General features: G+C 71.2%; 22 protein-coding genes. 10 read left to right on the top strand and 12 right to left on the bottom strand.

Annotation, left to right across the window (positions count from 1 at the left end; genetic code table 11):
- Positions 1 to 43: 43 nt before the first annotated feature.
- The 3 genes from AB0F11_RS16780 to AB0F11_RS16770 form a co-directional block, all read right to left on the bottom strand.
- A complete protein-coding gene (locus AB0F11_RS16780; RefSeq protein WP_362173711.1) occupies positions 44 to 1990 on the bottom strand; it encodes a SpoIIE family protein phosphatase in 1947 nt (648 codons plus the stop codon).
- A gap of 817 nt (positions 1991 to 2807) precedes the next feature.
- On the bottom strand, positions 2808 to 3503 hold the full coding sequence (locus AB0F11_RS16775) for a DUF402 domain-containing protein (RefSeq protein ID WP_362173549.1): 696 nt from the start codon (positions 3501 to 3503) through the stop codon (positions 2808 to 2810).
- Positions 3504 to 3618: 115 nt separating this feature from the next.
- Positions 3619 to 5034 (bottom strand): class II fumarate hydratase, encoded by a 1416-nt coding sequence (locus AB0F11_RS16770; protein WP_362173546.1) that lies wholly within the window; start codon positions 5032 to 5034, stop codon positions 3619 to 3621.
- A gap of 107 nt (positions 5035 to 5141) precedes the next feature.
- On the opposite strand from AB0F11_RS16770, the gene AB0F11_RS16765 reads away from it, so the two are divergent.
- Positions 5142 to 6704 (top strand): ricin-type beta-trefoil lectin domain protein, encoded by a 1563-nt coding sequence (locus tag AB0F11_RS16765; RefSeq protein ID WP_362173543.1) that lies wholly within the window; start codon positions 5142 to 5144, stop codon positions 6702 to 6704.
- 117 nt (positions 6705 to 6821) lie between these two features.
- On the opposite strand, the gene AB0F11_RS16760 is transcribed toward AB0F11_RS16765, so the two are convergent.
- Positions 6822 to 7490 (bottom strand): hypothetical protein, encoded by a 669-nt coding sequence (locus AB0F11_RS16760; RefSeq protein WP_362173540.1) that lies wholly within the window; start codon positions 7488 to 7490, stop codon positions 6822 to 6824.
- 140 nt (positions 7491 to 7630) lie between these two features.
- Positions 7631 to 8386: a glycerophosphodiester phosphodiesterase family protein gene (locus AB0F11_RS16755; RefSeq protein ID WP_362173537.1), complete on the bottom strand. Its 756-nt coding sequence runs from the start codon at positions 8384 to 8386 to the stop codon at positions 7631 to 7633.
- 137 nt (positions 8387 to 8523) lie between these two features.
- On the opposite strand from AB0F11_RS16755, the gene AB0F11_RS16750 reads away from it, so the two are divergent.
- Entirely contained in the window at positions 8524 to 9012 is a 489-nt protein-coding gene (locus tag AB0F11_RS16750; protein ID WP_362173535.1) for a hypothetical protein, read from the top strand.
- Between the two features lie 75 nt (positions 9013 to 9087).
- Here the strand turns inward: AB0F11_RS16750 and AB0F11_RS16745 are convergent, their stop codons facing one another.
- The gene (locus AB0F11_RS16745; protein ID WP_362173532.1) at positions 9088 to 10755 is read right to left on the bottom strand and encodes a fumarate hydratase; all 1668 of its coding nucleotides are present in this window, start codon (positions 10753 to 10755) and stop codon (positions 9088 to 9090) included.
- Between the two features lie 151 nt (positions 10756 to 10906).
- On the opposite strand from AB0F11_RS16745, the gene AB0F11_RS16740 reads away from it, so the two are divergent.
- The gene (locus AB0F11_RS16740) at positions 10907 to 11608 is read left to right on the top strand and encodes a DUF1707 domain-containing protein (protein WP_362173529.1); all 702 of its coding nucleotides are present in this window, start codon (positions 10907 to 10909) and stop codon (positions 11606 to 11608) included.
- A 234-nt stretch (positions 11609 to 11842) separates the two neighbouring features.
- Positions 11843 to 12172 carry a WhiB family transcriptional regulator gene (locus AB0F11_RS16735; protein WP_361902363.1) on the top strand — a complete coding sequence of 110 codons (330 nt, stop codon included), beginning with the start codon at positions 11843 to 11845 and terminating at the stop codon, positions 12170 to 12172.
- Positions 12173 to 12282: 110 nt separating this feature from the next.
- Here AB0F11_RS16735 and glpX read toward each other — a convergent pair whose 3' ends face one another.
- Positions 12283 to 13314: a class II fructose-bisphosphatase gene (glpX, locus tag AB0F11_RS16730; protein WP_362173526.1), complete on the bottom strand. Its 1032-nt coding sequence runs from the start codon at positions 13312 to 13314 to the stop codon at positions 12283 to 12285.
- 213 nt (positions 13315 to 13527) lie between these two features.
- On the opposite strand from glpX, the gene AB0F11_RS16725 reads away from it, so the two are divergent.
- Entirely contained in the window at positions 13528 to 14046 is a 519-nt protein-coding gene (locus AB0F11_RS16725) for a DUF4245 domain-containing protein (RefSeq protein WP_362173708.1), read from the top strand.
- A gap of 123 nt (positions 14047 to 14169) precedes the next feature.
- On the opposite strand, the gene AB0F11_RS16720 is transcribed toward AB0F11_RS16725, so the two are convergent.
- The 4 genes from AB0F11_RS16720 to AB0F11_RS16705 all read right to left on the bottom strand — a co-directional run bounded on the left by AB0F11_RS16720 (position 14170) and on the right by AB0F11_RS16705 (position 17796).
- Positions 14170 to 14760, bottom strand: a complete 591-nt coding sequence (locus tag AB0F11_RS16720; protein WP_361916331.1) for a malonic semialdehyde reductase — start codon at positions 14758 to 14760, stop codon at positions 14170 to 14172.
- A gap of 130 nt (positions 14761 to 14890) precedes the next feature.
- Positions 14891 to 15145 (bottom strand): exodeoxyribonuclease VII small subunit, encoded by a 255-nt coding sequence (locus AB0F11_RS16715; RefSeq protein ID WP_362173524.1) that lies wholly within the window; start codon positions 15143 to 15145, stop codon positions 14891 to 14893.
- A 44-nt stretch (positions 15146 to 15189) separates the two neighbouring features.
- Complete coding sequence (gene xseA / locus AB0F11_RS16710; RefSeq protein WP_362173521.1) at positions 15190 to 16407, bottom strand: exodeoxyribonuclease VII large subunit; 1218 nt, start codon at positions 16405 to 16407, stop codon at positions 15190 to 15192.
- Positions 16408 to 16416: 9 nt separating this feature from the next.
- Positions 16417 to 17796 carry an APC family permease gene (locus AB0F11_RS16705; RefSeq protein WP_362173518.1) on the bottom strand — a complete coding sequence of 460 codons (1380 nt, stop codon included), beginning with the start codon at positions 17794 to 17796 and terminating at the stop codon, positions 16417 to 16419.
- 104 nt (positions 17797 to 17900) lie between these two features.
- Between AB0F11_RS16705 and AB0F11_RS16700 the strand changes: the two genes are divergently transcribed.
- Together AB0F11_RS16700 and ppgK are read left to right on the top strand one after the other, a co-directional pair.
- On the top strand, positions 17901 to 18905 hold the full coding sequence (locus AB0F11_RS16700) for a 4-hydroxy-3-methylbut-2-enyl diphosphate reductase (RefSeq protein WP_362173515.1): 1005 nt from the start codon (positions 17901 to 17903) through the stop codon (positions 18903 to 18905).
- Between the two features lie 21 nt (positions 18906 to 18926).
- A complete protein-coding gene (ppgK, locus tag AB0F11_RS16695; RefSeq protein WP_362173512.1) occupies positions 18927 to 19700 on the top strand; it encodes a polyphosphate--glucose phosphotransferase in 774 nt (257 codons plus the stop codon).
- 53 nt (positions 19701 to 19753) lie between these two features.
- On the opposite strand, the gene AB0F11_RS16690 is transcribed toward ppgK, so the two are convergent.
- Positions 19754 to 20203, bottom strand: coding sequence for a DUF6542 domain-containing protein (locus AB0F11_RS16690; protein ID WP_362173705.1), 450 nt, complete (start codon positions 20201 to 20203; stop codon positions 19754 to 19756).
- Positions 20204 to 20420: 217 nt separating this feature from the next.
- Here AB0F11_RS16690 and ychF point away from each other — a divergent pair, with 217 nt between their 5' ends.
- From ychF to AB0F11_RS16675, 3 genes are all read left to right on the top strand, one after another.
- Complete coding sequence (ychF, locus tag AB0F11_RS16685) at positions 20421 to 21509, top strand: redox-regulated ATPase YchF (RefSeq protein WP_362173509.1); 1089 nt, start codon at positions 20421 to 20423, stop codon at positions 21507 to 21509.
- Between the two features lie 289 nt (positions 21510 to 21798).
- Positions 21799 to 23316, top strand: coding sequence for a class I SAM-dependent DNA methyltransferase (locus AB0F11_RS16680; RefSeq protein WP_362173506.1), 1518 nt, complete (start codon positions 21799 to 21801; stop codon positions 23314 to 23316).
- On the top strand, positions 23313 to 24515 hold the full coding sequence (locus AB0F11_RS16675; RefSeq protein ID WP_362173503.1) for a restriction endonuclease subunit S: 1203 nt from the start codon (positions 23313 to 23315) through the stop codon (positions 24513 to 24515). The genes AB0F11_RS16680 and AB0F11_RS16675 overlap by 4 nt, the downstream gene beginning before the upstream one ends.
- Positions 24516 to 24526: the final 11 nt, after the last annotated feature.

The raw sequence follows: 24526 nt of genomic DNA, 5'->3' as shown, positions 1-24526 counted from the left end.
GGCGGCGGTGTCTTCTGCCTTCTTCCTTCTGCCTTCTTCCGGGTCAGCGCCGGTCGTGGGCCGGCGGCAGCGAGAGCTCGAACCAGACGACCTTGCCGCTGCTCAGCCGGGTCGCCCCCCAGCGGCGGGCCATCCGGTTGACCAGGAACAGCCCGCGGCCGCCCTCGTCGGTCTCCCGGGCCCGGCGCTGACGCGGCAGCTGCGGGGAGTCGTCGCCGACCTCGCAGCGCAGCACGTCCGTCCGCAGCAGGCGCAGTGTGACCGGCCGCTCCGCGTACCGGACGGCGTTGGTCACCACCTCGCTGACCAGCAGCTCCACCGAGTCCTCGAGCTCCTCCAGGCCCCAGCGGGTCAGCGCCCGCCGGGCGAAGCGGCGGGCCCGGCCGGGGGCCGTCTCCTCCGGGTCGAGGAACCAGTACGCCACGTCGCTGGGCGCGATCCCGTCGAAGCGGGCCGCGAGCAGCGCGATGTCGTCGTCCCGGTCACCCGGGCCCAGCATGTCGAGCACGTCGTCGCACAGGGCCTCCAGCGGCGGCGGGTGGTCCAGGCCGGTCAGCTGGGCGGTGGTGGCCAGCCGCTCGCGGAGCTGCTCGATGCCGGTCCACACGTCGCGCAGCCGTGACTCCACCAGGCCGTCGGTGTACAGCAGCAGCGTCGCCCCGGCCGGGGCGTCCAGCTCCACGGCCTCGAAGTCCACGCCGCCGACGCCGATGGGCGCGCCCGGCGGCACCCGCAGTACCTCGGCGCGGCCGCCCAGGTGCAGCAGCACCGGCGGAGGGTGGCCGGCGTTGGCGACGGTGATCCGGTGCGAGACGGGGTCGTAGACGGCGTACAGGCAGGTGGCCATGCGGTCGGAGCCCAGGCGCTGCGCCTGCTCGTCGAGGTGGTGCAGGACCTCGGCCGGCGGCAGGTCCAGCTGGGCCAGCGTCTGCGCGGTCGTGCGCAGCTGGCCCATGATGGCCGCGGAGGTCATGGAGTGGCCCATGACGTCGCCGACGACCAGGGCGACCCGGCTTCCGGGCAGGGGTATGGCGTCGTACCAGTCGCCGCCGACCCGGGCCGTCTCGGCGGCCGGCAGGTAGCGGGAGGCCAGCCGGACGCCGGTGGGCTGCGGGAGGCTGTCGGGGAGCATGGTGCGCTGCAGCTCGTCGGCGATGTACGCCTCGCGGCCGTACAGGACGGCCTTGTCGATGCCGAGCGCGGTGTGGGTGGCCAGCTGGGCGGCGACCAGGAGGTCGTTCTGCTCGAACGCGGGCCGCTCGGGGCTGCGCAGGAACACCGCGGCGCCGATCACGCGGCGGCGGCCGCGCAGCGGGGCGAGGATGGCCCGCCGGCCGCGCGGCAGCGGGTGCCCGTCGCCCAGCAGCTCCGGCAGCGCGTCCTGGGCCCCTGCGGCGGAGCCGAACACGGGCCGTACGCCGCGCAGCACCTCGGCGAGCGCCCCGCCGGGCAGGATCTCGCACAGCTCGGCCGCGGGCAGGTCGCCCTGCGGGCCGACCATCGGCAGCTGGCTGAAGTCGAGTTCGCCGGCGCCCCCCGCGGCCCCGGCGGACTCCGCTCCGGTCAGGTCGTCGATCGGCCGGAGACGGTCGGTGCGGCGCAGCCTTAAAACGACCGGGCCGACGGGGCGTTCGTCGCCCACCGGCAGGGGGTCGCGCAGGTAGACGAGGATCGCGTCCGAGAAGGTCGGCACGGTGGCCCGGCACAGGCCGAGCACGATCTCGTCGAGGTCGATGCCGCGGGCGATGCGGCGGGTCGCCGCCCCGACGAAGCGCAACCGGTCGCCCTCCCGGCGCGCGGCCGCTGCCCCCTCGCCGGCGCCGCCGGGCGCGGGCGGGCCGCCGCCCTCGGCCTCGGGTGCCGCGTCCTGGGCGTACTCCTCGCCGTCGTCGACCGGCCCCGGGGCCGGAGCCCCGCCGTCGGCCGGCGCGGCGACGGGGGAGCCCACGGCGGGTGCGGAGTCGGCGGTGGCCCCGGCGGAGGTGGCCAGGGCGGCCTCGGCCGTGGCATCCGGCGCGGCATCGGCAGTGCCTACGGCGGCTGCAGCCGTGGCGGCCCCGTCGGCGGCGTCTTCAGGGGCGCCCCGGCCCTCGTGGGTCCGGCCCGCGGGCAGCTCCGTGCCCCGGCCGGAGCCGCCGGCGGCGGTGCGGTGGCCTGCGCGGCGCGGGCGCCCCGCGGAGGCCGCGTTGCGGGCCGCCTCGGTGTCGCGCCCGCGGGCGGTGCGGCCGCGCCGGGGGCCGTCGTCCGGCGCCGCGGGGGCCGACTCGGTGCGGGGGCGCGGGAGTTCCGGGCCCGGGCCGCCGTCCGCGTGCGCGCGCGGCGGGTCCTCGCCTGACGCGGCCGTGCCGCGGACCGCCTCGGCGGCCGGCAGTGGAGCCTTCCCGTGGCCCAGCTCCTCCGCGCAGCGGCCGGAGGCGCCGGAGGCACCGGCCTTCCCGTGGCCCCGCTCGCGCGCGTCGCCGCCGGAGGCAGCGGGCAGCCCGGGGCCGCCGTGGGCCGGTGTCGCGGCGGCCGCGGCAGGCTGCGGGCCCTCCTGCGAGGTGGGGTACTCCGTCACGCGTGGCATTCCGTCCGTCTGCGCTCGATGTGCGCTGCACTCAACTCGGTCAGTCGCGGTATACCCGCTCAGCGGCGGGGGCACCATCGCCCCGCGTTCCGCGTCCCGCTCGTTACCTCTCCCCGCGCTGACCTCCGGTCAAGTCCCGCATATCGCACGACATTTACGGATGTGCGGTCGAGTGCGGCAGGCGCACCCCACCTTGCGGAGGGAGATATTACGGTTCAACCCCCGGGGCGCATCAAGGGTCTCATGAGGTCATATGCGCCGGGGTGCGGTCCCAGTCCTCGGGCAGGACCGGAACCTGCCATGCCGGATCGGGCCGCCAGTCCTGCCAGCCGTCGGAGTACGGAGTGCCCCAGGCCTTGATCACCTCCAGGGCGGCCCGCCCCGCCTCCTCCACGCGCCGCGCCTGCTCCGCGTCCATCAGGCCCGCGCGCTGGGCCTGCGCGAACTCGTCCTCGTCGCGCCACTTCCACGTACGGTCGGGGTACACGGAGATGTCCAGGAAGTGGTCGACCGAGTCGATGCCGCCCGCCCAGCGCGACCGCGGCTCCTCGAGGTTGACGTACCAGTTCTTGAACCGCCAGCCGTGCTGCCAGAACAGCCACACCGACCACGGGTCCCCGGGCCGGGCCAGCTTCAGCACCCCCGCGCCGAACCAGCGCGCGCGCACGGTGGTGCGCGGCGCGGTGTAGCGGGTCGCGAGCGGCTCCTCGTGCACGGGGGTGCCGTCGGCCAGGACCGGCTTGACACACTCGGTGCCGGGAGCCATCCACACGGCCAGCAGGTCCTCGGTGTCCTGCACCACGGTGACCGGGCGGCAGATGTGGACCGCGCCCGTCAGGTCCGGGGCGTGGTCGCGGTAGCGCCAGAGGATCTGCTCCCCCGGCCGCCAGCGAGTGCCCTGTCCTCCGCCGCCCCCGCGGCCTGCCGTACCTGTCATGCGCAGATACTAGGGCTGAGGCCCTTGTGCTCGCTGCGGTGCAGGTCACGGAGGGTGTCCGGGGGCGGGAAACGACCGGATCCGGCCCCTGTCCGGAACCCGCCGGGAACCGATTTCAAGGCCGCGTCATCCGCAGGACGTCCAGGGCCTCGTCGAGCTGTTCCAGGGTCAGGTCGCCGCGGTCGACGTAGCCGGACTCCAGGACGACCTCCCTGATCGTCTTCCGCTCCGCGAGGGACCGCTTGGCGACCTTGGCCGCCTCCTCGTAGCCGATGTACCGGTTCAGCGGGGTCACCACGGAGGGCGAGGACTCCGCGTACTCCCTGGCCCGCGCCGCATTGGCGGTGATCCCGTCGACCGTGCGGTCGGCCAGCAGGCGGCTCGCCGCGCTCAGCAGCCGGATCGACTCCAGCAGGTTCCGGGCCATCACCGGGAGCATCACATTGAGCTCGAAGTTGCCCGCCGCGCCCGCCACCGCGACCGTGGTGTCGTTCCCGGTCACCTGCGCCGCGATCATCAAGACGGCCTCCGGCACCACCGGATTGACCTTCCCGGGCATGATCGAGGAGCCCGGCTGCAGATCGGGCAGATTGATTTCGGCCAATCCTGTGCGCGGTCCCGAGGCCATCCAGCGCAGGTCGTTGCAGATCTTGGTGAACGAGACCGCGATCGTACGGAGCATCCCCGAGGTCTCCACCAGCGCGTCCCGCGCCCCCTGGGCCTCGAAGTGGTTGCGCGCCTCGGTCAGCGGCAGCCCGGTGGCGGCGGCCACCTCGGCGATCACATCGGCCGAGAACCCGGCCGGGGTGTTGATGCCGGTGCCGACCGCGGTGCCGCCCAGCGGGAGTTCGGCGAGGCGCGGCAGCACCGCCTCCAGCCGCTCGATCCCGTAGCGCACCTGGGCGGCGTACCCGCCGAACTCCTGGCCCAGGGTGACCGGGGTGGCGTCCATCAGGTGCGTCCGGCCGGCCTTGACCACCTCGGCGAACTCGGCGGACTTGCGCTCCAGGGCAAGTTCCAGGTGGCGCAGGGCCGGGACGAGGTCGCGGGTGACGGCGGCGGTCGCGGCGATGTGGATGGACGAGGGGAACACGTCGTTCGAGCTCTGCGAGGCGTTGACGTGGTCGTTGGGGTGCACCTCGCGGCCGAGCCGCTCGGCGGCCAGGGTGGCGATCACCTCGTTGGTGTTCATGTTGGACGAGGTCCCCGACCCGGTCTGGAACACGTCCACCGGGTAGTGCTCGTCCCAGCGCCCCGTGGCCACCTCGGCGGCGGCCGCGGCGATCGCCTCGGCCATGTCCGCGTCGAGGACGCCGAGGCGGGCGTTGACCCGCGCGGCCGCGGCCTTGACCTGGGCGAGCGCCTCGATGTGGGCGCGTTCCAGCCGCTGGCCCGAGAGCGGGAAGTTCTCCACCGCCCGCTGGGTCTGGGCCCGCCACTTGGCGTGGACGGGCACCTTGACCTCGCCCATCGAGTCGTGCTCGATGCGGTGCGCGCCGACGTCACCGCTGCTGTGCTGATCGTTCGTCATGTTCGTTGCCTCCTCAAAAAGTTGAGCAATTGTCTTGTTCGAAGTGTTCCCATCTCCCCTACCGATCAGTAAATACCCGGGGTAACACCGACATCGGGGAGGCGTGCATGACACGTGTGACCGGCAAACCCAGGCTCAGATGTACCGTCGCCGCGCTCGCGGCGATCGCGGCCGCCCTCGGGGGCGTCACCGCCGTCACCCCCATGGCCCAGGCGGCCACCGCCCCTGCCGCCGGCGCCGCCGTGGCCGAAACCGGCGCCTCGGCGGCGGCCGTGCCGCTGTCGCCGGAACTGGAGGCCGTCCGTGCTGCCGAGGCCACCCGGATCTACGGCGATCCGGCCGTGCGCCCGATGGCCGAGCGCAAGACCGGACTGATCTCCCTCGGCGACAGCGAGATCTCCGGCGAGGGCGTCGGGAACTACGACCCCGCCACCAACACTTCGTCCAACCAGTGCCACCGCTCGCCCGACACGGCGATCCACCGTACCGGCATCCCGGCCGACCTGACCTTCAACGTCGCCTGCTCGGGTGCGTACACCGGCAACATCCGCATCGGTGGCAGCAAGCAGTACGCCGACGAGCTGGTCCAGAGCGACAACCTCGCCGTCAAGGCCCGCAACACGCGCATCAAGATGGTGCTGCTCGTCGCCGGCGCCAACGACGACCTCCAGTTCGGCCCCGTCATGACCGACTGCGTCACCCGCTGGGTGCTCAGCCAGGGCACCTGCGAGCCCAAGTACGCCCCCGGCTGGCAGGCCCGCGTCGACGGCCTGAAGCCCAAGGTGGAGGCGACCGTCGGCGACCTGAAGAAGGTCATGCGCGACGCCGGGTACGCCGACACCGACTACAAGCTCGTCGTGATGGGCTACCCCAGCCCCATCGGCCCCGACTTCTACGACAACCCGAACTTCCCCGGCAAGCTCCCCGGCGGCTGCGCCGGCTACGACTCCGACGCCACCTGGGGCCGCAACCAGGCCGTGCCGGCCTTCGAGAAGGGCCTGCGGGAGGCCGCACGCAACTCCGGGGCCCTCTTCCTGGACAACTCTCGGCTCTTCCACGGCCACGAGGTCTGCATGGAGGACGCCTGGGCGCGCGGGCTCTACCTGGACCTCGGCGACCACTTCCCGTGGGACGAGAACACCGCCCGGCAGTCCTTCCACCCCAACTACCGCGGGCACGGGGCGTTCGCGTCCTGCCTGACCCAGCTCTACACCTCGGGCCTGCGCGAGGCCTCCTGCGCCGACCCGGCGAGCACCGGCACCCCCGTCCTGCAGGCCGGCGCCTGGGACGACCTCTACGCCCCGCTGAAGAACGAGGCCACCGGCACCTGCCTCGACGCCAAGGGCGGCGCGAGCGCGAACGACACCGCCGTACTGGGCTGGGACTGCCACGGCGGCCGCAACCAGGGCTGGTGGTACGACACGGCCCGCCGGTCCGTGCACATCGAGCTCACCCACGACCGCTGCCTGGACGTCCCCGGAGCCGACTACGGCGCCGGCACCGGACCGATCCTGTGGAACTGCCACGGCGGCGCCAACCAGAACTGGGTCCGCGACGGCGCCACCCTGCGGCCCGCCGCCGCCACGGGCATGTGCCTGACCGTGGCCTCCGCGCACGAGCCGGCGCGCCTGCAGCCCTGCAACGGCTCGCCGAACCAGCGTTTCGCGTAACCCCCCCGCCCCACCCCCGCTCCACCCACCCCCAGGGCCGCTCCGCCGCGGCCGAAGCCCCCACACCCGGCCGGTGATCCGGCCGGGTGTCCTGCTGTACGGGACCGGGGCGCCGGCTCAGTCGCGGCGCGCGGCAGCGATGGAGGTGCTCTGGCTCCCGAAGCCGTCCGGCAGCGGGGGCAGCGCGGCCGGGGTCACGGCGAATCCGCCCTTGACGACCGTGGTGAACGGCGCCGGCGCCATGCAGGTGCCCACCGTCGCCTGCGCGGCATCGCCCTCGGCGTCGGTGTGCGGGGGGTCGATGTTGGCGATGCCCCAGGAGAAGCCCAGCCGGTCCGGCTCGCCGTGGCGGCCGTCCTGCACGCTGATCCCGATGCGCTTGCCGACCTCCCCGACGTTGGACTTCGTCACGATCGCGGTGAGCGTCGCGGTCCGGCCGCCCGTCACCAGGCAGTCCACCTCGGCCTCGGAGGTGCCGGCGCCGCGGCCCGGGATGTAGTGGTACACGGTCACCTTGCCCCGGGCGTCGACGGGCGAGCCCTTCGCGCCCTGCCGCCCCGGGAAGGGCCGGGTGAACGGGGCCGCCTCGGCGTCGACCGTGAACCGGATCTCGTGGTCGGCGGGGGCGTAGTCGTAGCGGACGGTCGCGGCCCCGTGCACGGCCGCGGCGGCGGGCTTCGGCGCGGCGGGCGCGCCGGAGGCCCCCGCCACTACGGCCGACAGTGCGACGAGGGCGGCGCCCCCGGCAAGGAAGGCGGTGCGCTTCCCGGTGGCCTTTACGGTCATCGTGAACTCCCGTGGAGAGGTGGGCGGTTGCTGACACCCACCACCCTCGCCGGGCCCCCGCCCCCGGGACATCTGCCGATCGGCCGGAGCTGCGCGCCCCGCCTGCCCCGATCGGCAGACCGCCCCGCGGCCCTATGGCCCTACAGTCCGTTCAGGTACTCCCGTACCTCCCGCGGCCGGTTCGTGATCAGCGTGTCCACGCCGAGGCGCAGGCACAGCTCCACGTCCGCGATCTCGTCGACGGTCCAGACGCGGACCCGCAGCCCCTTGGCCTTCAGCCGCGCCACCAGCCCCGGATCCTTGCGGACGAGGTCGATGCCGGGCCCGGCGTGCCCCGCGAAGGGCGGCCGCGGCGGGCGCAGGCCCCGCTCGATCAGGTACACGGCGGGCAGCCCGGGCGCCAGCCGGTTCAGCCGGACCAGCGCGTTGCGCGAGAAGCTCATCACCTCGACGAGGCCGTCGGAGCCGTCGGCGAGCCCGTGGTCCTTGAGCACCCGCACCAGCTCGGCCTCCAGGCGGCCGCCGGCGCGGGTCGGGTGCTTGGTCTCCACGGCGAGCCCGACGGGCCGGTCCGCGGCCAGGGCCTCCTTGAGCAGGTCCTCGAACAGCAGCACCTGCGCGCCCCGGTGCTGCTCGCCCTTCCACCGCCCGAAGTCGAACGCGGCGAGCTGCTCGTAGGTCAGCGCGGAGACCACGCCGCGCCCGTCGGAGGTCCGCTCCACCGTCCGGTCGTGCACGCACACCAGCCGCCCGTCGGCGGTCAGCCGCACATCGCACTCCAGCGCGTCGGCGCCGTCGGCGATGGCCTGCCGGTAGGCGGCGAGGGTGTGCTCGGGGTGGTCGTGGGAGGCGCCGCGATGGGCGATCACCCGGATGTCCGTACGCGTGGGGCTCATGGGTCCGAACCTTAACGGGCGCGGACCACGGCCCGGTGACCTGCGCCCGTCGCCGCGGTGACGGGCGGACCGGCGGCGGCCGTCGGACAATGTGAAGCGGGCCTCGGGGACATCCGGCACCCCACGGGAGGCAGGACATGTTCCGCAGCTTCAGGAGGATCGGCGTGCTCGGCGCCTGCGCGGCCGCCGCAGTCGCCTTCGCCGCCGCCCCGGCGCCCGCCGCCGCCGACGACGGCGCCTACGACTTCACCCTGTACGCCAAGGAGCTGCCCGACGCGGGTGGCCACATGAGCGAGACGCCCAAGGTCGGGGAGAGCATCTCCTTCGCCGACGACCTGTACCGGACCAAGGGCGGCGAGAAGGTCGGCCGGGACGGTGCCACCTGCACCGTCGTGCGCGCCGGGGACCAGAGCGACACGCACTGCGTGGGCGTCTTCCTGCTGACCGGCCACCCCGGCGGGCTGATCACCGCCCAGACGCTCGCACCCATCAGCGCCTCGGCGCAGGAGCCCCTGCTCGACATCGCCGTGACCGGCGGAACCGGCGACTTCAAGGGCGCCCGCGGCTACATCCGCTCCTCGGCCGACGGCGACTACGAGAAGCTGGAGTTCTACCTCACCCGCTGAGGCCGCCGCCCCCCCCCGCACGGGCAGCGCCCCCCGGCCCGAACGGACCGGAGGGCGCAGCGGAGTGAAACGGGGTCAGCCGAGGCCGGGGCCGCGGACCGGGATGTGGGTGAAGGTCGGCTCGGGGGCCGGGTTCTGGAAGAAGTCGTTGCCCTTGTCGTCGACCACGATGAAGGCCGGGAAGTCCTCGACCTCGATCTTCCAGACGGCCTCCATGCCGAGCTCCTCGTACTCCAGGACCTCGACCTTCTTGATGCAGTCCTGGGCCAGGCGGGCCGCCGGGCCGCCGATCGAGCCCAGGTAGAAGCCGCCGTGCGTGCCGCAGGCGTCCGTCACCTGCTGCGAGCGGTTGCCCTTGGCCAGCATGACCTTGGAGCCGCCCGCCGCCTGGAACTGCTCGACGTACGAGTCCATGCGCCCCGCCGTGGTCGGGCCGAAGGAGCCCGAGGCGTAGCCCTCGGGGGTCTTCGCCGGGCCGGCGTAGTACACCGGGTGGTCCTTCAGGTACTGCGGCATGTCCTCGCCCGCGTCCAGCCGCTCCTTGATCTTGGCGTGCGCGATGTCGCGCGCCACGACCAGCGGACCGGTCAGCGACAGGCGGGTCTTGACCGGGTGCTTGGTCAGCGTCGCCAGGATCTCGTCCATCGGCTGGTTCAGGTCGATCGAGACCACGTCCGAGGACTCGGCCAGCTGCTCGTCGGTGGTGTCCGGCAGGAAGCGGGCCGGGTCGCGCTCCAGCTGCTCCAGGAAGACGCCCTCGGCGGTGATCTTCGCGACCGCCTGGCGGTCGGCGGAGCAGGACACCGCGATCGCGACCGGGAGGGACGCGCCGTGGCGGGGGAGGCGGACGACGCGGACGTCGTGGCAGAAGTACTTGCCGCCGAACTGCGCGCCGATGCCGATCTTCTGGGTCAGCTCGAAGACCTGCTGCTCCAGGGCCTCGTCGCGGAAGCCGTGGCCGAGGGCGGAGCCCTCGCGCGGCAGCTCGTCCAGGTAGTGCGCGGAGGCGTACTTCGCGGTCTTGAGCGCGTGCTCCGCCGAGGTGCCGCCGACCACGATCGCCAGGTGGTACGGCGGGCAGGCCGCCGTGCCGAGCGAGCGGATCTTCTCCTCCAGGAACTTCATCATGGAGGCCTCGTTGAGGACCGCCTTGGTCTCCTGGTACAGGAACGACTTGTTGGCCGAGCCGCCGCCCTTGGCCATGAAGAGGAACTTGTACGCGCCGCCGTCGGTCGCGTACAGCTCGATCTGCGCGGGCAGGTTCGAGCCGGTGTTCTTCTCCTCCCACATCGTCAGCGGGGCCATCTGCGAGTAGCGCAGGTTCAGCCTCGTGTACGCGTCGTAGATGCCGCGGGAGAGGGCCTCCTCGTCACCGCCCGAGGTGAGCACGTTCTGGCCGCGCTTGCCCATGACGATGGCCGTGCCCGTGTCCTGGCACATTGGCAGGACGCCGGCCGCCGCGATGTTCGCGTTCTTCAGCAGGTCCAGGGCGACGAACTTGTCGTTCGAGGAGGCCTCGGGGTCGTCGATGATGCGGCGCAGCTGCGCGAGGTGCGCCGGGCGCAGGAAGTGCTGGATGTCGTGGATGGCCTCTTCGGCGAGCTTGCGCAGCGCCTCCGGCTCGACCTTGAGGAACGTACGGCCGTCGGCCTCGAAGGTCGAGACGCCCTCGGAGGTCACCAGCCGGTACGGGGTGGTGTCCTCGCCCACGGGCAGCAGGTCGGTGTACGCAAACTCTGGCATGACGGCAGTCATCCTCTACTCGGGCAGACAGCGCTGACGACCAATTGGCAGCGCGGTCATCCAGCGTAGGACCTCGCCGGGGCGGTGTGTCTGTGAGGTAAGGCTCACCGGCGACTATCGCGATCTATCGTGTCTCGCTATGCTGGCGTGCGTGGACCTGGAAAAGCACCCCGCCGCCCCTGCCCCGGCCTCCGCAGCACCCGCGGCCCCGGCCCCGGGGCTGCGCGCCTCCGACGCCGACCGCGACCGCATCGCGCAGATCCTGGCCGATGCCCTCGCCGAGGGCCGGCTGACCGCCGAGGAGCACTCCGAGCGGCTGGACATGCTGTACGCCGCGAAGACGGTCGCCGAGCTGGACGTGCTGGTACGGGACCTGCCCGCGCCCGGCGGCCCCCACGCCGCGGCGGCGCCCCCGTACGCTCCCGGCCCCGCCCGGACCGGCCCCGCCGGCCTGCCCGCCGAGCCCGAGACGGTCGTCGCCGTGTGCAGCAGCTCCGCGCGCAAGGGCCGCTGGCGTCCCGGGCCGCTGACCCGCGCGGTCTCGGTCCTCGGCGACATCACCCTCGACCTCACCGAGGCCGTCTTCGAGCAGCAGGTCACCGAGATCAACGTGACGTGCGTGCTCGGAAACGTGGAGGTCCTCGTCCCGGAGAACGTCACCTTGCGCGGCCACGGCAGCGGCGTCCTCGGCAACTTCGAGGTGCACGGCGAGGGCCGGCCCGGCGTCGACCCCCACGCGCCGGTGGTGATCATCCGCGGCTTCGCCCTGCTCGGCAACATCGAGGCCCGGCCCAGGCTCGGGGCCCGCCTGGTCGACCTGGCGCTGAAGCTGCGCAAGCGACTGGACGGCTAGGGCGCCCCGCGAACAAGGGCCGGACGGCTGGATTCCGCGTCGGATTTCGGTCGACTTCTCCTGGGGCGGGCCAGCCGCAGCACGCAGTGCATAGGGGCGCGTACAGCGGGTAGGGACAGGTGCATCGTCTCTCGCTTGCGTATCCGTCGTCAGGAGTAGACCGTGCAGCATCCGCCGCATCAGTCCCTGCAGGTAGCCGCCGTACAGACCCTTCAGGCGCGTCCGGCCGCCACCGTGGCGAAGCCGCGGGTGCCCGCAAGGGAAGAGGACGGCCCATGGCACGCCGAGGCGGTGTGCCGCCGGGACGAGGCGGGGCTGTTCTTCGCCCCCTCCAAGGAGCCGACCGCGGCCAGGCTGTCGCGCGAGGAGGCCGCCAAGCGCGTGTGCGCCCGCTGCCCCGTGATGGTCGCCTGCCGCGAGCACGCCCTGCTCCAGCCAGAGCCGTACGGGGTGTGGGGCGGCCTGACCGCGGCCGAGCGCCGCGTGGTGCTGGCCCGCCGCCGGCGCCGGGCGGCGGAGCTGCGCCAGGCCCCCGCGGCCGGGACGATAGCCGCCGCGGGCTGAGACCCGTACGCAGGCCACGCGAGAGGGGCGGTCCCGCCGCACACGGGAACCGCCCCTCTCGCTGTGCCGGCGCGCGCCGGCACACGGATGCGCTCGTACCGGCTCCGCGCCTACTGCGCGCGGTCGAAGTCGATGGCGCTGTACGCGCGCAGCTTCGACAGGCGGTGCGTGGAGTCGATCCGTCGGATCGTGCCGGACTTCGAGCGCATGACCAGGGAGGACGTGGTCGCGGTCTCGGAGCGGTAGTGGACGCCGCGCAGCAGCTCGCCGTCCGTGATGCCGGTGGCGACGAAGAAGACGTTCTCGCCGGAGACCAGGTCGTTGGTGGTCAGGACGCGGTCGAGGTCGTGGCCCGCGTCGATGGCCTTCTGCCGCTCGGCCTCGTCCTTCGGCCACAGCTTGCCCTGGATGACACCGCCCAGGCACTTGATGGCGCAGGCCGAGATGATGCCCTCGGGGGTGCCGCCGATGCCCATGAGCAGGTCCACGCCGGTGCCCTCGCGCACCGCCATGACCGAGCCGGCGACGTCGCCGTCGGAGATGAACTTGATCCGGGCGCCGGTCTCGCGGATCTCCTTGACGATGCCCTCGTGGCGGGGGCGGTCCAGGATGACGACGGTGACGTCCTCGACGGCCATGTTCTTGGCCTTGGCGACGCGGCGGATGTTGACCGAGACCGGGGCGTTGATGTCGACGAAGTCGGCGGCCTCCGGGCCGGTGACCAGCTTCTCCATGTAGAAGACCGCGGACGGGTCGAACATGGTGCCGCGGTCTGCGGCGGCCAGCACGGCGATCGCGTTCGGCATGCCCTTGGCGTTCAGGGTGGTGCCGTCGATCGGGTCCACGGCGATGTCGACCTCGGCGCCGGTGCCGTCGCCGACCCGTTCGCCGTTGAAGAGCATGGGCGCTTCGTCCTTCTCGCCCTCGCCGATGACGACGACGCCGTTCATCGAGACGGTGGAGATCAGGGTGCGCATGGCGTTGACCGCGGCGCCGTCGGCGCCGAGCTTGTCACCGCGTCCGACCCAGCGGCCCGCGGCCATGGCTGCGGCCTCGGTCACCCGGACGAGCTCCAGGGCGAGGTTGCGGTCGGGGGCCTCGGGAGAGACTTCGAGCTGGGGCGGCAGGTTGTGCTCGGACATCGGAGCGCACCTTTCTGTACGACGACGGCCGGGAAGGTGAGGGTGCTGGAACTCTATCGCCACGTCGACAAACTGAGCAGGGCGGGTCACGTATGAGCGGATTATCGGTCAGGCGTTTGGCTTGAGCGGACGTCTTGCCCCTACCCCGCAGCGCCGCGCCCACCCCGGCGGTGATCGCGGTCGGCCATGGGGGACGATGGTGGCGTGGCAGGTATGAAGGGCAAGCAGACGGTCTGGGACATGGTCCGGTCGCTGGCGGTGATCGGTGTCGTCGTGGCGGGGATCTACATCTTCGTCCCACATGACGAGAAGGCCGATCCGACACACGTGGTCGACTACCGGGTCGAGACGCTCACGGCCCGGCGCGCGGCGCCGTACCCGGTGGCGGCCCCGGCGGGGCTGGACGCGCAGTGGCGGGCGACGTCGGTGACGTTCGACCGGAAGGCGGCCCACGCCTGGCACCTGGGCTTCCTCGACCCCGAGGGCCAGTACGTGGCGGTGGAGCAGTCCAGCGACGTCTCGCCCAAGTACCTGGAGAAGGTCACCCAGCGGGCGAAGGCCACCGGGCAGACGCAGCAGGTCGGCGACGCGTCCTGGGAGCGCTGGGAGGGCGAGAAGTACGACGCCCTGGTCCGGCAGGAGCAGGGCCACGTCACCGTGGTGACGGGCACGGCCCCGTTCGAGGACCTCGGCACGATGGCGGCGGCCCTGGAGTTCAAGCAGGGCCGGTGAGCCGGTGAGCCGGTGAGGCACTGAGCCGGTGCTTGCCGCTGCCGCGGCAGGACATGCAAGAAAGGCCGCGAGCCCCGGGATTCGGGGCGCGCGGCCTTCTGTGCGGGTGCGGGCTGTGCCGGCTCAGACGGTGGTGATGACCTCGTCGAAGCTCAGGCGCGGGCCGCGGGGGTGCCAGGCGTTCTCGCCCGGCTTGCCGATGTTGACGACCATCAGCGGGGTGTGGTCGTCGTCCAGGAACTCCTTCTGGACGCCGGCGAAGTCCACGCCGCCCATCGGACCGGCGGCCAGGCCGGCGGCGCGCACGCCGACGATGAAGTACGCGGCCTGCATGGCGGCGTTCATCAGCGCGGAGGCCTCGCGGACCGGGCGCTCGCTGAAGAAGACGTCCTTGGCCTGCGGGAAGTGCGGCAGCAGGGCGGGCAGCTCCTCGTGGAACTCGTTGTCCGCGGAGAGGATCGCGACGAGCGGAGCGGCGGCCGTCTTCTCCTGGTTGCCCTCCATCATCAGGCCCACGAGGCGCTCCCGGGCCTCGGCGGAGCGGACCAGGGTGATGCGCAGCGGAGTCGAGTTGAAGGCGGTGGGGCCGTACTTGACCAGGTCGTAGATCGCCTGGACCTGCTCCTCGGTCACCGGCTCGTCCGAGAACGTGTTGGCGGTGCGGGCCTCGCGGAACAGCAGGTCCTGAGCGGCGGAGTCAAGAACGAGGGACATCGGAAAAGCCTTCTTCCATGATGCGGAGAGGTGAAGCGTCGGCCCCGACTCTACGGCGGATTTAGTCGAATTTTCAACTAAATCTGGCCGCGAGTGGCGGGGATCACGATTCACGCCCGGCGCCCCTGTCTCAGGCGTCTCCCGAGCCCCGCTCGTCCCCCTCGCCGCGCTCGTCGGCTCCGGCCTCGCGGGCCGCGAGCGCCGAGTCCAGACGGGCCCGCGCCCCCTCCAGCCAGCGACGACAGACCTGCGCGAGCTCCTCGCCCCGCTCCCAGAGCGCGAGCGACTCCTCCAAGGAGGTGCCGCCGGCCTCCAGCCTGCGGACGACCTCGATGAGCTCGTCGCGTGCCTGCTCGTACCCCAACGAGGTATCGGTTTCAGTCATTCCCGTCTTCCCGTCTTCCCGTCCCGGCCTGTTGCCCGTGTCCGTCATGTGCCAAGCCTCTTGACCCGTACGGAGAACTCGCCCTCCGCCACCCGCGCGCGCAGCACCTCTTCGTCCGCCACGTCCTCGGGAGAGCGCACCACGTGCCCGTCCGCCCGCTGCAGCACCGCATAGCCGCGCTCCAGCGTCGCCGCCGGGGACAGCGCCACCACCCGGGCCAGGGTGTGCGCCAGTTCGGAGTCCGCCCGGTCCAGCAGGTGGCCCAGGGTGCGCCGGCTGCGCCCCAGCAGGGCGTCCAGCTCGTCCTCCCGGGTCTCCACCATCCGCTGCGGGTGGACGAACACCGGCCGGGCCAGGGCGTGGGCGAGCCCGCGCTCCTCCCGGTCGAGCAGCGCGCGCACGGCCCGCAGGCCCCGCCCCTGCAGCTGGCGCACCCGCTCCAGTTCCTCGCCGACGTCCGGGACGACCTTCTTCGCCGCGTCCGTGGGCGTGGAGGCCCGCAGGTCCGCCACCAGGTCCAGCAGCGGCGAGTCCGGCTCGTGCCCGATCGCCGAGACCACCGGGGTGCGCGCCGCCGCGACCGCCCGTACGACCTCCTCGTCGGAGAACGGCAGCAGGTCCTCCACGCTGCCGCCGCCGCGCGCGACGATGATCACGTCGACCTCGTCCATGGCGTCGAGCTCCTTGACCGCCTGGACCACCTGCGGCACCGCGTGCACGCCCTGCACCGCCACGTTGCGCACCTCGAAGCGGACCGCCGGCCAGCGGCGCCGCGCGTTCTCCAGTACGTCGCGCTCGGCCGCCGAGGCCCGCCCGACCACCAGCCCGACCAGCTGCGGCAGGAACGGCAGCGGCTTCTTGCGGTCCAGGGCGAACAGGCCCTCGGCGGCCAGCGAGCGCTTGAGCCGCTCCAGCCGGGCCAGCAGCTCGCCGATGCCGACCGGCCGTATCTCCGTGGCCCGCAGCGACAGCTGGCCGCGCGGGGCGTACCACTCCGGCTTGGCCAGGACCACGACGCGCGCACCCTCCGTCACCGCGTCCGCGACCTCGTCGTAGACCTGGCGGAAGCAGGTCACCCCGATCGAGATGTCGTGCGACGGGTCGCGCAGCGTCAGGAAGACCACCCCCGCCCCCGGCCGCCGCGAGAGCTGCGTGATCTGCCCCTCCACCCAAACCTGGCCGAGCCGGTCGATCCAGCCCCCGATGAGCCGGGACACCCGGCCGACCGGCAGCGGCGCGTCGGCCGATGTATTCAGACCCATGCAGGCAGGCTAACCGCCCGCACCGACACCGTCTCCGGGCCCGGCCCCGTGATCGTCGGCGCGTCGGCCGCGCTGGAGCACCAGCACCCCCAGGCCCACCGCGAGCCACACCGCCCCCACCGCCTGCGCCGTCGGAGCCGCCTCGAAGATCACCGCGACGGTCACCGCCGCGCCGAGCACCGGCACCAGCAGGTGCTTCCACCACACCGGCGGGCCGCCGCGGCGCCGTACGACGAACCAGCCGACGACCGAGGCGTGCAGCAGCGTGAACGCCACCAGCGCCCCGATGTCCACCACCGAGACCAGGTGGTCGAGCCCGTCGTCGCGCCGGGCCGCCCAGACCGCCGCGACCAGCGTGATCACCGCCGCCGCCAGCAGGGCCGGCCGCGGGGTCCCGCCCCAGGTGCGCGCCAGCGCCCGCGGCAGCCGCCCCTCCCGGGCCATCGCGAACACCAGCCGGCCGGCCGCCGCCTGCCCGGCCAGCGCCGCGAACGCCGCCCCGACCGCCTTGCCGGCCGCGACCAGGTCGTGCAGCCACGTCCCGACGGAGGCCTCCACCGCCGTGTAGAACGCCGGGCCCTGCTGCGCCGGATCCGCCGCCAGAGCGGCCGCCGGCACCGGCATCAGCAGCGCCGCCAGGTACGCCTGCACCACGAACAGCACCCCCGCCAGCCCCAGGCAGAACAGCACCGCCCGCGCCACCCGCGCCGAACCCCCGGACGCCTCCTCCGCGAAGGAGACGATCGCGTCGAAGCCCAGGTACGACAGCACCGCCACCGACACCGCGCCGAGGACCGCCGCCGCGGAGAAGCCGCCCAGCGAGCCGTCCCCCGTCAGCGGCGACAGCCAGCCGCGCCGCGCCCCGTCCTGCGCCAGCGCCGCCCCCGCGGCGGCCGTGAACACCAGCAGCACCGCGATCTCCAGCGCCAGCACCGCGAAGCCGGCGCGCGCGGCCGCCCGTACGCCCCACAGGTTCAGGGCGGTGGTCACGAGCACGGCCAGCGCCGTCCACACCCACTGCGAGACGGCCGGCACCAGCGCGTGCATCGCGATCCCGGAGAAGAGGTACGCCACCGCCGGGATCAGCAGGTAGTCCAGCATCGCCATCCAGCCCGCGACCAGCCCCGCACCCTCGCCGAGCCCCTTGCGGGCGTACGTGAACACCGACCCGGCCTGCGGGGCCACCCGGACCATGAGCGCGTAGCTGAACGCCGTGAAGGCCATCGCGACGGTCGCTGCCAGGTAGACCAGCGCCACCGCCCCGTGCGAGCGGGCGTCCAGGGTGCCGAAGACCCCGACCGGGGCCATGGGGGCGATGAACAGCAGCCCGTACACGACCAGGTCCCGGAAGCCCAGACTGCGCCGCAGACCGGCGCCGGAATCCCTCACGGAGGCCATCATTCCTCCGTGCGACGGCCGGGACGGAGATTCGACACGTCCGTCCCGTTCCGTGCCGAACGGCCGAGGCGTGGCCCGGCACGGACCCCCGTACGATGGACCGCATGAGTGCTGCCGCCCCTGCTCCCGCTTCCCGCCGCGTCCTGCTCGCCGCCCCCCGCGGCTACTGCGCGGGCGTCGACCGAGCCGTGATCGCTGTCGAGAAGGCCCTCGAGCAGTACGGTGCGCCGGTCTACGTGCGCCACGAGATCGTGCACAACAAGTACGTCGTCCAGACGCTGCAGAAGAAGGGCGCCATCTTCGTCGAGAAGACGGAGGAGGTCCCGCCGGGCTCCATCGTGATGTTCTCCGCACACGGCGTGGCGCCGGTGGTGCACGAGGAGGCGGCGCGCGGAAAGCTCGCGACGATCGACGCGACCTGCCCGCTGGTCACCAAGGTCCACAAGGAGGCCATCCGGTACGCGAAGGAGGACTTCGACATCCTCCTGATCGGCCACGAGGGCCACGAGGAGGTCATCGGCACCTCCGGCGAGGCTCCCGAGCACATCACGATCGTCGACGGCCCGGACGACGTGGACAAGGTCACCGTCCGCGACGAGTCCAAGGTCGTCTGGCTCTCCCAGACCACCCTCTCCGTCGACGAGACGATGGAGACGGTCGACGCGCTGAAGACGAAGTTCCCGCTGCTCGTCTCCCCGCCCAGCGACGACATCTGCTACGCCACCTCCAACCGGCAGGCCGCGGTCAAGGCCATGGGGGCCGACTCCGACCTGGTCATCGTGGTCGGCTCGAAGAACTCCTCGAACTCGATCCGGCTCGTCGAGGTCGCCCTCGACGCCGGTGCCCGCGCCGCCCACCTCGTCGACTTCGCGAGCGAGATCGACGAGGCCTGGCTCGACGGCGTCGCCACGGTCGGCCTGACCTCGGGCGCCTCGGTGCCGGAGGTCCTCGTCGAGCAGGTGCTCGAATGGCTGGCGGAGCGCGGCTTCGCCGACGTCGAGATCGTCAAGACCGCCGAGGAATCGATCACCTTCTCGCTCCCGAAGGAGCTGCGCCGCGACCTGCGCGCCGAGGCGGCCGCCCTGGTCGCCGACGAGTGACGGTTTCCGTACGGTGAGTCCATGCAGCTCTTCGGTGTGGACATCGGCGGTACCGGGATCAAGGGCGCTCCCGTGGACCTGGACCGCGGCGACCTGGCGCAGGAGCGCCACAAAGTACTGACACCGCAGCCGGCCACCCCTGACGGGGTGGCCGGCTGCGTCGTCGAGGTGGTCCGCCACTTCGACTGGGACGGACCCGTCGGGGTGACCTTCCCCGGCGTCGTCACGGGCGGCGTCACGCGCACCGCCGCCAACATGGACAAGGGGTGGATCGGCGTCGACACCGCCGCCCTGCTGTCCGAGCGGCTCGGCGGCCGGCCGGTCACCGTCCTCAACGACGCCGACGCGGCCGGCGTCGCGGAGATGACCTACGGGGCGGGCCGCGGCCGTACCGGCACCGTCATCCTGCTGACGCTGGGCACCGGCATCGGCAGCGCCGTCTTCACCGACGGGCGGCTCGTGCCGAACTCGGAGCTCGGGCACCTGGAGCTGAAGGGCCACGACGCGGAGAAGCGCGCGTCGGTCAAGGCCAAGGAGGACGAGGAGCTGACCTGGGAGCGTTGGGCGCGCCGGGTGCAGAAGTACCTGGCGCACGTGGAGATGCTGTTCTCGCCCGACCTGTTCATCCTGGGCGGCGGCGTCAGCCGCAAACCGGAGAAGTTCCTGCCGCTGATCGACGGGATCCGCGCCGAGATCGTCCCGGCGGCGCTGCAGAACAACGCCGGCATCGTGGGAGCGGCGATGGCGGCGAAGGCGACGAAGCCGGCCGCGGCGGCGGAGGAGGGGCCAAGGTAGCCGGCGGCCAGGGGCCGGGGTAGCCGGCGGCCGCTCGCGCCAGGCCGATCCCGCTAGGAGGCCCGGCGGGGGAGCCGGCCCCGCCTCCCCATCAGCACGGCCTTGCGCCCCACGGCGATCAGCGCGGCGACCAGCGTCCCGCCGTACAGCCAGCCGGCGTGCAGCGACAGGGCGGTCACGATCCCCATCAGCTGCGCGCCGAAGCCGCCGCCCGAGCCGCCGGAGATCGGCCAGACCCCGACGGCGAAGGCGATCGGCGCGGCGATCGGCGCGGTGATCAGGTCGGCGGGCCGCACCCAGAGCGCGGTGGCGGCCGCGACCGGCAGGAACAGCAGCCCGTAGCCGAACAGCGAACCGTCGAAGAACAGCCAGACGAACCCGGCGACGAGCGTCATCGACACGCATGCGAACAGGCCGCCGCCGAGCCCGGTCAGCATCGGGCGCGGCAGCCTGCGCCCCGCAGCCGGCCGCGGCCGCCCGCCCTGCGAGGGCACCCCGGCCATGCCCGGAGCCGCGGCCGCGCGGGGGCGGGGCTGCTGCTGTCGCTGCGGGCGGTATGCCGAACGCGTCCTGTGTCGCTCCACCCCACCAAACTAGGCGGGGCGGGGCCGCTATCCCCGCGGGGACACGCGTACAACGACTGCCGCTCATCGGAAAGTAAACTGTCCGGTGGCCCACTCCCGGGCCGCCGCCCCCCTCCAGCTACGGGAAGTCGCCAACGTGTCGCTCACGATCGGAATCGTCGGCCTGCCGAATGTCGGCAAGTCGACCCTGTTCAACGCCCTGACCAAGAACGACGTGCTGGCGGCCAACTACCCGTTCGCCACCATCGAGCCGAACGTCGGCGTCGTCGGCGTCCCGGACGCCCGCCTGGCCGTCCTCGCCGGCATCTTCGGCTCGCAGCGCATCCTCCCGGCGACCGTCGACTTCGTCGACATCGCGGGCATCGTCCGCGGCGCCTCCGAGGGCGAGGGCCTGGGCAACAAGTTCCTGGCGAACATCCGTGAGTCGGACGCGATCTGCCAGGTCATCCGCGCCTTCAAGGACGAGAACGTCGTCCACGTCGACGGCAAGGTCTCGCCCAAGGACGACATCGAGACCATCAACACCGAGCTGATCCTCGCCGACCTGCAGTCCATCGAGAAGGCCGTCCCGCGCCTGACGAAGGAGGCCCGCCTCCAGAAGGACAAGGTCGCGGTGCTGGCGGCCGTGGAGAAGGCCCAGAAGATCCTCGAGGCCGGCGACACCCTGTTCTCCCAGGGCATCACCAAGGGCACCGAGCAGGGCGACCTCCTGCACGAGCTGCACCTGCTCACGACGAAGCCGTTCCTGTACGTCTTCAACGTCGACGAGGACGAGCTGACGGACGACGCCTTCAAGGCCGAGCAGTCCGCCCTGGTCGCCCCGGCGGAGGCGATCTTCCTCAACGCCAAGCTGGAGGCCGACCTCGCCGAGCTGGACGACGAGGAGGCCCTCGAGCTCCTCCAGTCCGTCGGCCAGGACGAGCCCGGCCTCGCCACCCTCGGCCGCGTCGGCTTCGCCACCCTGGGCCTGCAGACGTACCTGACGGCCGGCCCGAAGGAAACCCGCGCCTGGACCATCAAGCAGGGCGCCACCGCCCCGGAGGCCGCCGGCGTGATCCACACCGACTTCCAGCGCGGCTTCATCAAGGCCGAGGTCATCTCCTTCGCGGACCTGGTCGAATGCGGCTCGGTCGCCGAGGCCCGCGCCAAGGGCAAGGCCCGCATGGAGGGCAAGGACTACGTCATGCAGGACGGCGACGTGGTCGAATTCCGCTTCAACGTGTAGGCGCAATTCCACCACGTCTGTTTTGTCAAATGCGCAGGTCAGGAGGGTCCGGCTCTTCGGAGGCGGGCCCTCGGCTCGTTCCCGTGCTGGGATGGTGCTGGGATAGGTGATGCAGCATCACCTACGGAGGCAGAATCCTGTTTCTCTGTACTGAGCTGGAGCGCCGGAATGCTGCGGGAACCCGGCCCGGCAGTGTCCTCCGTGGCGGGTCGGGTGCACTGGGCGGGCCGAGGCCCGGCCTATCCGGAGTGGGCCGCCGCTGTCTGTGCCCGCCGCTACGATCGACAATGTGATTACGGGCGAACTCAAGAACAAGGTCGACCGCGTCTGGGACGCGTTCTGGACCGGCGGCATCTCCAATCCTCTCGAAGTGATGGAGCAGATCACGTACCTGCTCTTCGTCAAGCGTCTCGACGAACTCCAGACCGTCAAGGATCGCAAGGCGAACCGCATCGGAGAGCCCGACCCGGCCCCCTTCTTCGGGCCCGGCGAGCAGGACCTGCGCTGGCAGAATTTTAAGGACCGCGACCCTGAGACCGCGTACAAGCTGGTCGCCGAAGGCGTCTTCCCCTACCTTCGTCGCATGGGCGGCGACGATTCCACGTACGCCCATCACATGCGGGACGCCCGCTTCACGATCCCGTCGCCCAACCTCCTCACCAAGGTCGTCGACATCCTCGACGGCCTTCCGATGGACCGCAGCGACGTCAAGGGCGACGTCTACGAGTACCTTCTCGCCAAGATCGCCTCCGCCGGACAGAACGGCCAGTTCCGCACCCCTCGCCACATCATCGACCTCATGGTCGAGATGACCCAGCCCCGCCCGGGCGACGAGATCTGCGACCCGGCCTGCGGCACGGCTGGCTTCCTCGTCCAGTCGGCTTCTTACGTCCAGCGCGAGCACCGTGAGGAGCTGTACGAGTCCGCCCAGCGCAAGCACTTCAACGAGTCGATGTTCCACGGCTTCGACTTCGACTCCACAATGCTGCGCATCGGCTCGATGAACATGCTCCTGCACGGCATCGAAAACCCGGACATCCGCTACCGGGACTCTCTGTCAGAGTCCGCCTCCCCGGAATCTGAGCGTTACTCGCTGATCCTCGCAAACCCGCCCTTCGCGGGCAGCCTCGACTACGAGCAGACCGCGGCAGATCTTCTCCGAGTCGTCAAAACCAAGAAGACCGAGCTTCTCTTCCTCGCTCTCTTCCTGAAGCTCCTGAGGCCTGGTGGCCGCGCCGCCGTCATTGTCCCCGACGGTGTTCTCTTTGGCTCCACCAAGGCTCACAAGGAACTTCGCCGCATGCTGGTCGAGGACCAGAAGCTGGACGCCGTGGTCAAGCTCCCCTCTGGAGTCTTCAAGCCCTATGCCGGCGTCTCCGCCGCCATCCTCTTCTTCACCCGCACTGACTCCGGTGGCACGGACGACGTCTGGTTCTACGACGTCCAGGCCGACGGCATGTCTCTGGACGACAAGCGCAACCTCCTCCTGCCGGAGGGCAAGTTTGGTGTCCGCCCCGCAGAGCCCTTGACCGAGGCCGACCACGCCAAGAACAACCTCCCGGACGCCCTCACTCGCTGGTTCGCTCGCAACACCACTGAACGTGGCCGCCCTCGTACGGCCCAGTCCTTTATGGTCCCGAAGGCAGACATTGAGGCCCAAGGCTACGATCTCTCCCTCAATCGCTACAAGGAAATCGTCCACGAGGAGATTGAGACGCGGGCACCGCTAGAGATCTTGGCCGACCTTCAGCGTCTCGATGAGAAGATTGCCGCCGGTACAGAAGCGCTGAAGGGGATGCTCGCGTGACTGATGTTGACTTTGGGGAACTTTTTGAGATCATCCGAAATGGCCTAGCGGTCAAGCAAGATGATTCCTCGGGTGGCGTTCCCATCACTCGCATCGAGACGATTGCAAGCTCGGCGATTAATCCAGTACGAGTGGGATTCGCGGGGTTGCGAAGTTCGGATTACGCTCATTGGCTCCTCAAGGAGGGGGATATTCTATTCAGTCATATTAATAGCGTTGAGCATGTTGGTAAATGTGCACTTTACCTCGGAAATCCCGAGAAGATCATCCATGGAATGAATCTACTGTGTCTGCGGCCGAAGCGTGAGGTGTTGGATCCTGCATTTGCGGTTAGGTTGATGCGGACTCCTCGCTTTAGGTCTGAAGTGCGTCGATTCGCCAATCGGGCAGTGAATCAGGCTAGTATTTCGATCGGGAATCTGCGTGCTATTAAGGTCGAAATCCCTTCGATTGTCGAACAAGAGCGCATCGCTGCCCTCCTCGACCATCTTGACACCCTCCGCGCCCAGCGTCGCCAAGCCATCACTCTTCTGGGGGAGCTTTCTCAGTCCATCTTCCTCGACATGTTCGGTGATCCCCGAGTGAACCCGCGGGGATTCACGCTCCGAGCTCTCGAAGGGTTGGTGGATTCCGGGGATCGCATCAATTATGGAGTCGTGCAGCCGGGCGGGGAAGTTGAGGGGGGTGTGCGACTGATTCGTGCGGGGGATCTTAAGGGTGGCGTAGTCGACCGGAGTCGGCTGATGCGTATCGCACCTGCGGTGGAGGCGAAGTATACGCGGTCGAGAGTTAGAGGGAATGAGATCCTTATTGGCTGCGTCGGGGCCATCGGGGCAGTTTCGATTGTTGGTCCTGAGGATGTTGGATGCAATATCGCGCGTGCTGTCGCGCGTGTCCCTGTTGGCGAGAAGATCGCGCGTGGGTACTTGGCTTCCTACTTGCGTACGGGTGTAGTTCAGCAGTACTTCCAGAAGGAGCTGCGAACGGTTGCGCAGCCCACACTAAACATCAAACAGATCAAGGAAACCCCGGTCTTGGTTCCGCCGTCTGAGTTGCAGGAAATTTTCATGCGGCGTATGGAGGCTGTTGAGGACCGTCAACGGTTGCAGGAGGAGAGCCTCGCGACTCTCGATGAACTCTTCACCTCCCTCCAACAGCGTGCCTTTGCCGGCAAGCTTTGGGATCATGAAGCCGCGTAACTCGTCGCACA

Source organism: Streptomyces sp. NPDC032472 (assembly GCF_040636955.1).
Lineage (GTDB): Bacteria > Actinomycetota > Actinomycetes > Streptomycetales > Streptomycetaceae > Streptomyces.
This window is presented reverse-complemented; position numbering and strand designations above follow the sequence as displayed.

What these genes read in the sequence shown, in the direction of transcription:
- AB0F11_RS16750 (WP_362173535.1), top strand. Translation starts at nt 8,524, where the DNA reads ATGTTCCGCAGCTTCAGGAGGATCGGCGTGCTCGGCGCCTGCGCGGCC.
- glpX (WP_362173526.1), bottom strand. Translation starts at nt 13,314, where the DNA reads ATGTCCGAGCACAACCTGCCGCCCCAGCTCGAAGTCTCTCCCGAGGCC.
- AB0F11_RS16715 (WP_362173524.1), bottom strand. Translation starts at nt 15,145, where the DNA reads ATGACTGAAACCGATACCTCGTTGGGGTACGAGCAGGCACGCGACGAG.
- AB0F11_RS16775 (WP_362173549.1), bottom strand. Translation starts at nt 3,503, where the DNA reads ATGACAGGTACGGCAGGCCGCGGGGGCGGCGGAGGACAGGGCACTCGC.
- ppgK (WP_362173512.1), top strand. Translation starts at nt 18,927, where the DNA reads ATGCAGCTCTTCGGTGTGGACATCGGCGGTACCGGGATCAAGGGCGCT.
- AB0F11_RS16700 (WP_362173515.1), top strand. Translation starts at nt 17,901, where the DNA reads ATGGACCGCATGAGTGCTGCCGCCCCTGCTCCCGCTTCCCGCCGCGTC.
- AB0F11_RS16765 (WP_362173543.1), top strand. Translation starts at nt 5,142, where the DNA reads ATGACACGTGTGACCGGCAAACCCAGGCTCAGATGTACCGTCGCCGCG.
- xseA (WP_362173521.1), bottom strand. Translation starts at nt 16,407, where the DNA reads ATGGGTCTGAATACATCGGCCGACGCGCCGCTGCCGGTCGGCCGGGTG.
- AB0F11_RS16720 (WP_361916331.1), bottom strand. Translation starts at nt 14,760, where the DNA reads ATGTCCCTCGTTCTTGACTCCGCCGCTCAGGACCTGCTGTTCCGCGAG.
- AB0F11_RS16725 (WP_362173708.1), top strand. Translation starts at nt 13,528, where the DNA reads ATGAAGGGCAAGCAGACGGTCTGGGACATGGTCCGGTCGCTGGCGGTG.
- AB0F11_RS16745 (WP_362173532.1), bottom strand. Translation starts at nt 10,755, where the DNA reads ATGCCAGAGTTTGCGTACACCGACCTGCTGCCCGTGGGCGAGGACACC.
- AB0F11_RS16760 (WP_362173540.1), bottom strand. Translation starts at nt 7,490, where the DNA reads ATGACCGTAAAGGCCACCGGGAAGCGCACCGCCTTCCTTGCCGGGGGC.
- AB0F11_RS16770 (WP_362173546.1), bottom strand. Translation starts at nt 5,034, where the DNA reads ATGACGAACGATCAGCACAGCAGCGGTGACGTCGGCGCGCACCGCATC.
- AB0F11_RS16690 (WP_362173705.1), bottom strand. Translation starts at nt 20,203, where the DNA reads ATGGCCGGGGTGCCCTCGCAGGGCGGGCGGCCGCGGCCGGCTGCGGGG.
- AB0F11_RS16755 (WP_362173537.1), bottom strand. Translation starts at nt 8,386, where the DNA reads ATGAGCCCCACGCGTACGGACATCCGGGTGATCGCCCATCGCGGCGCC.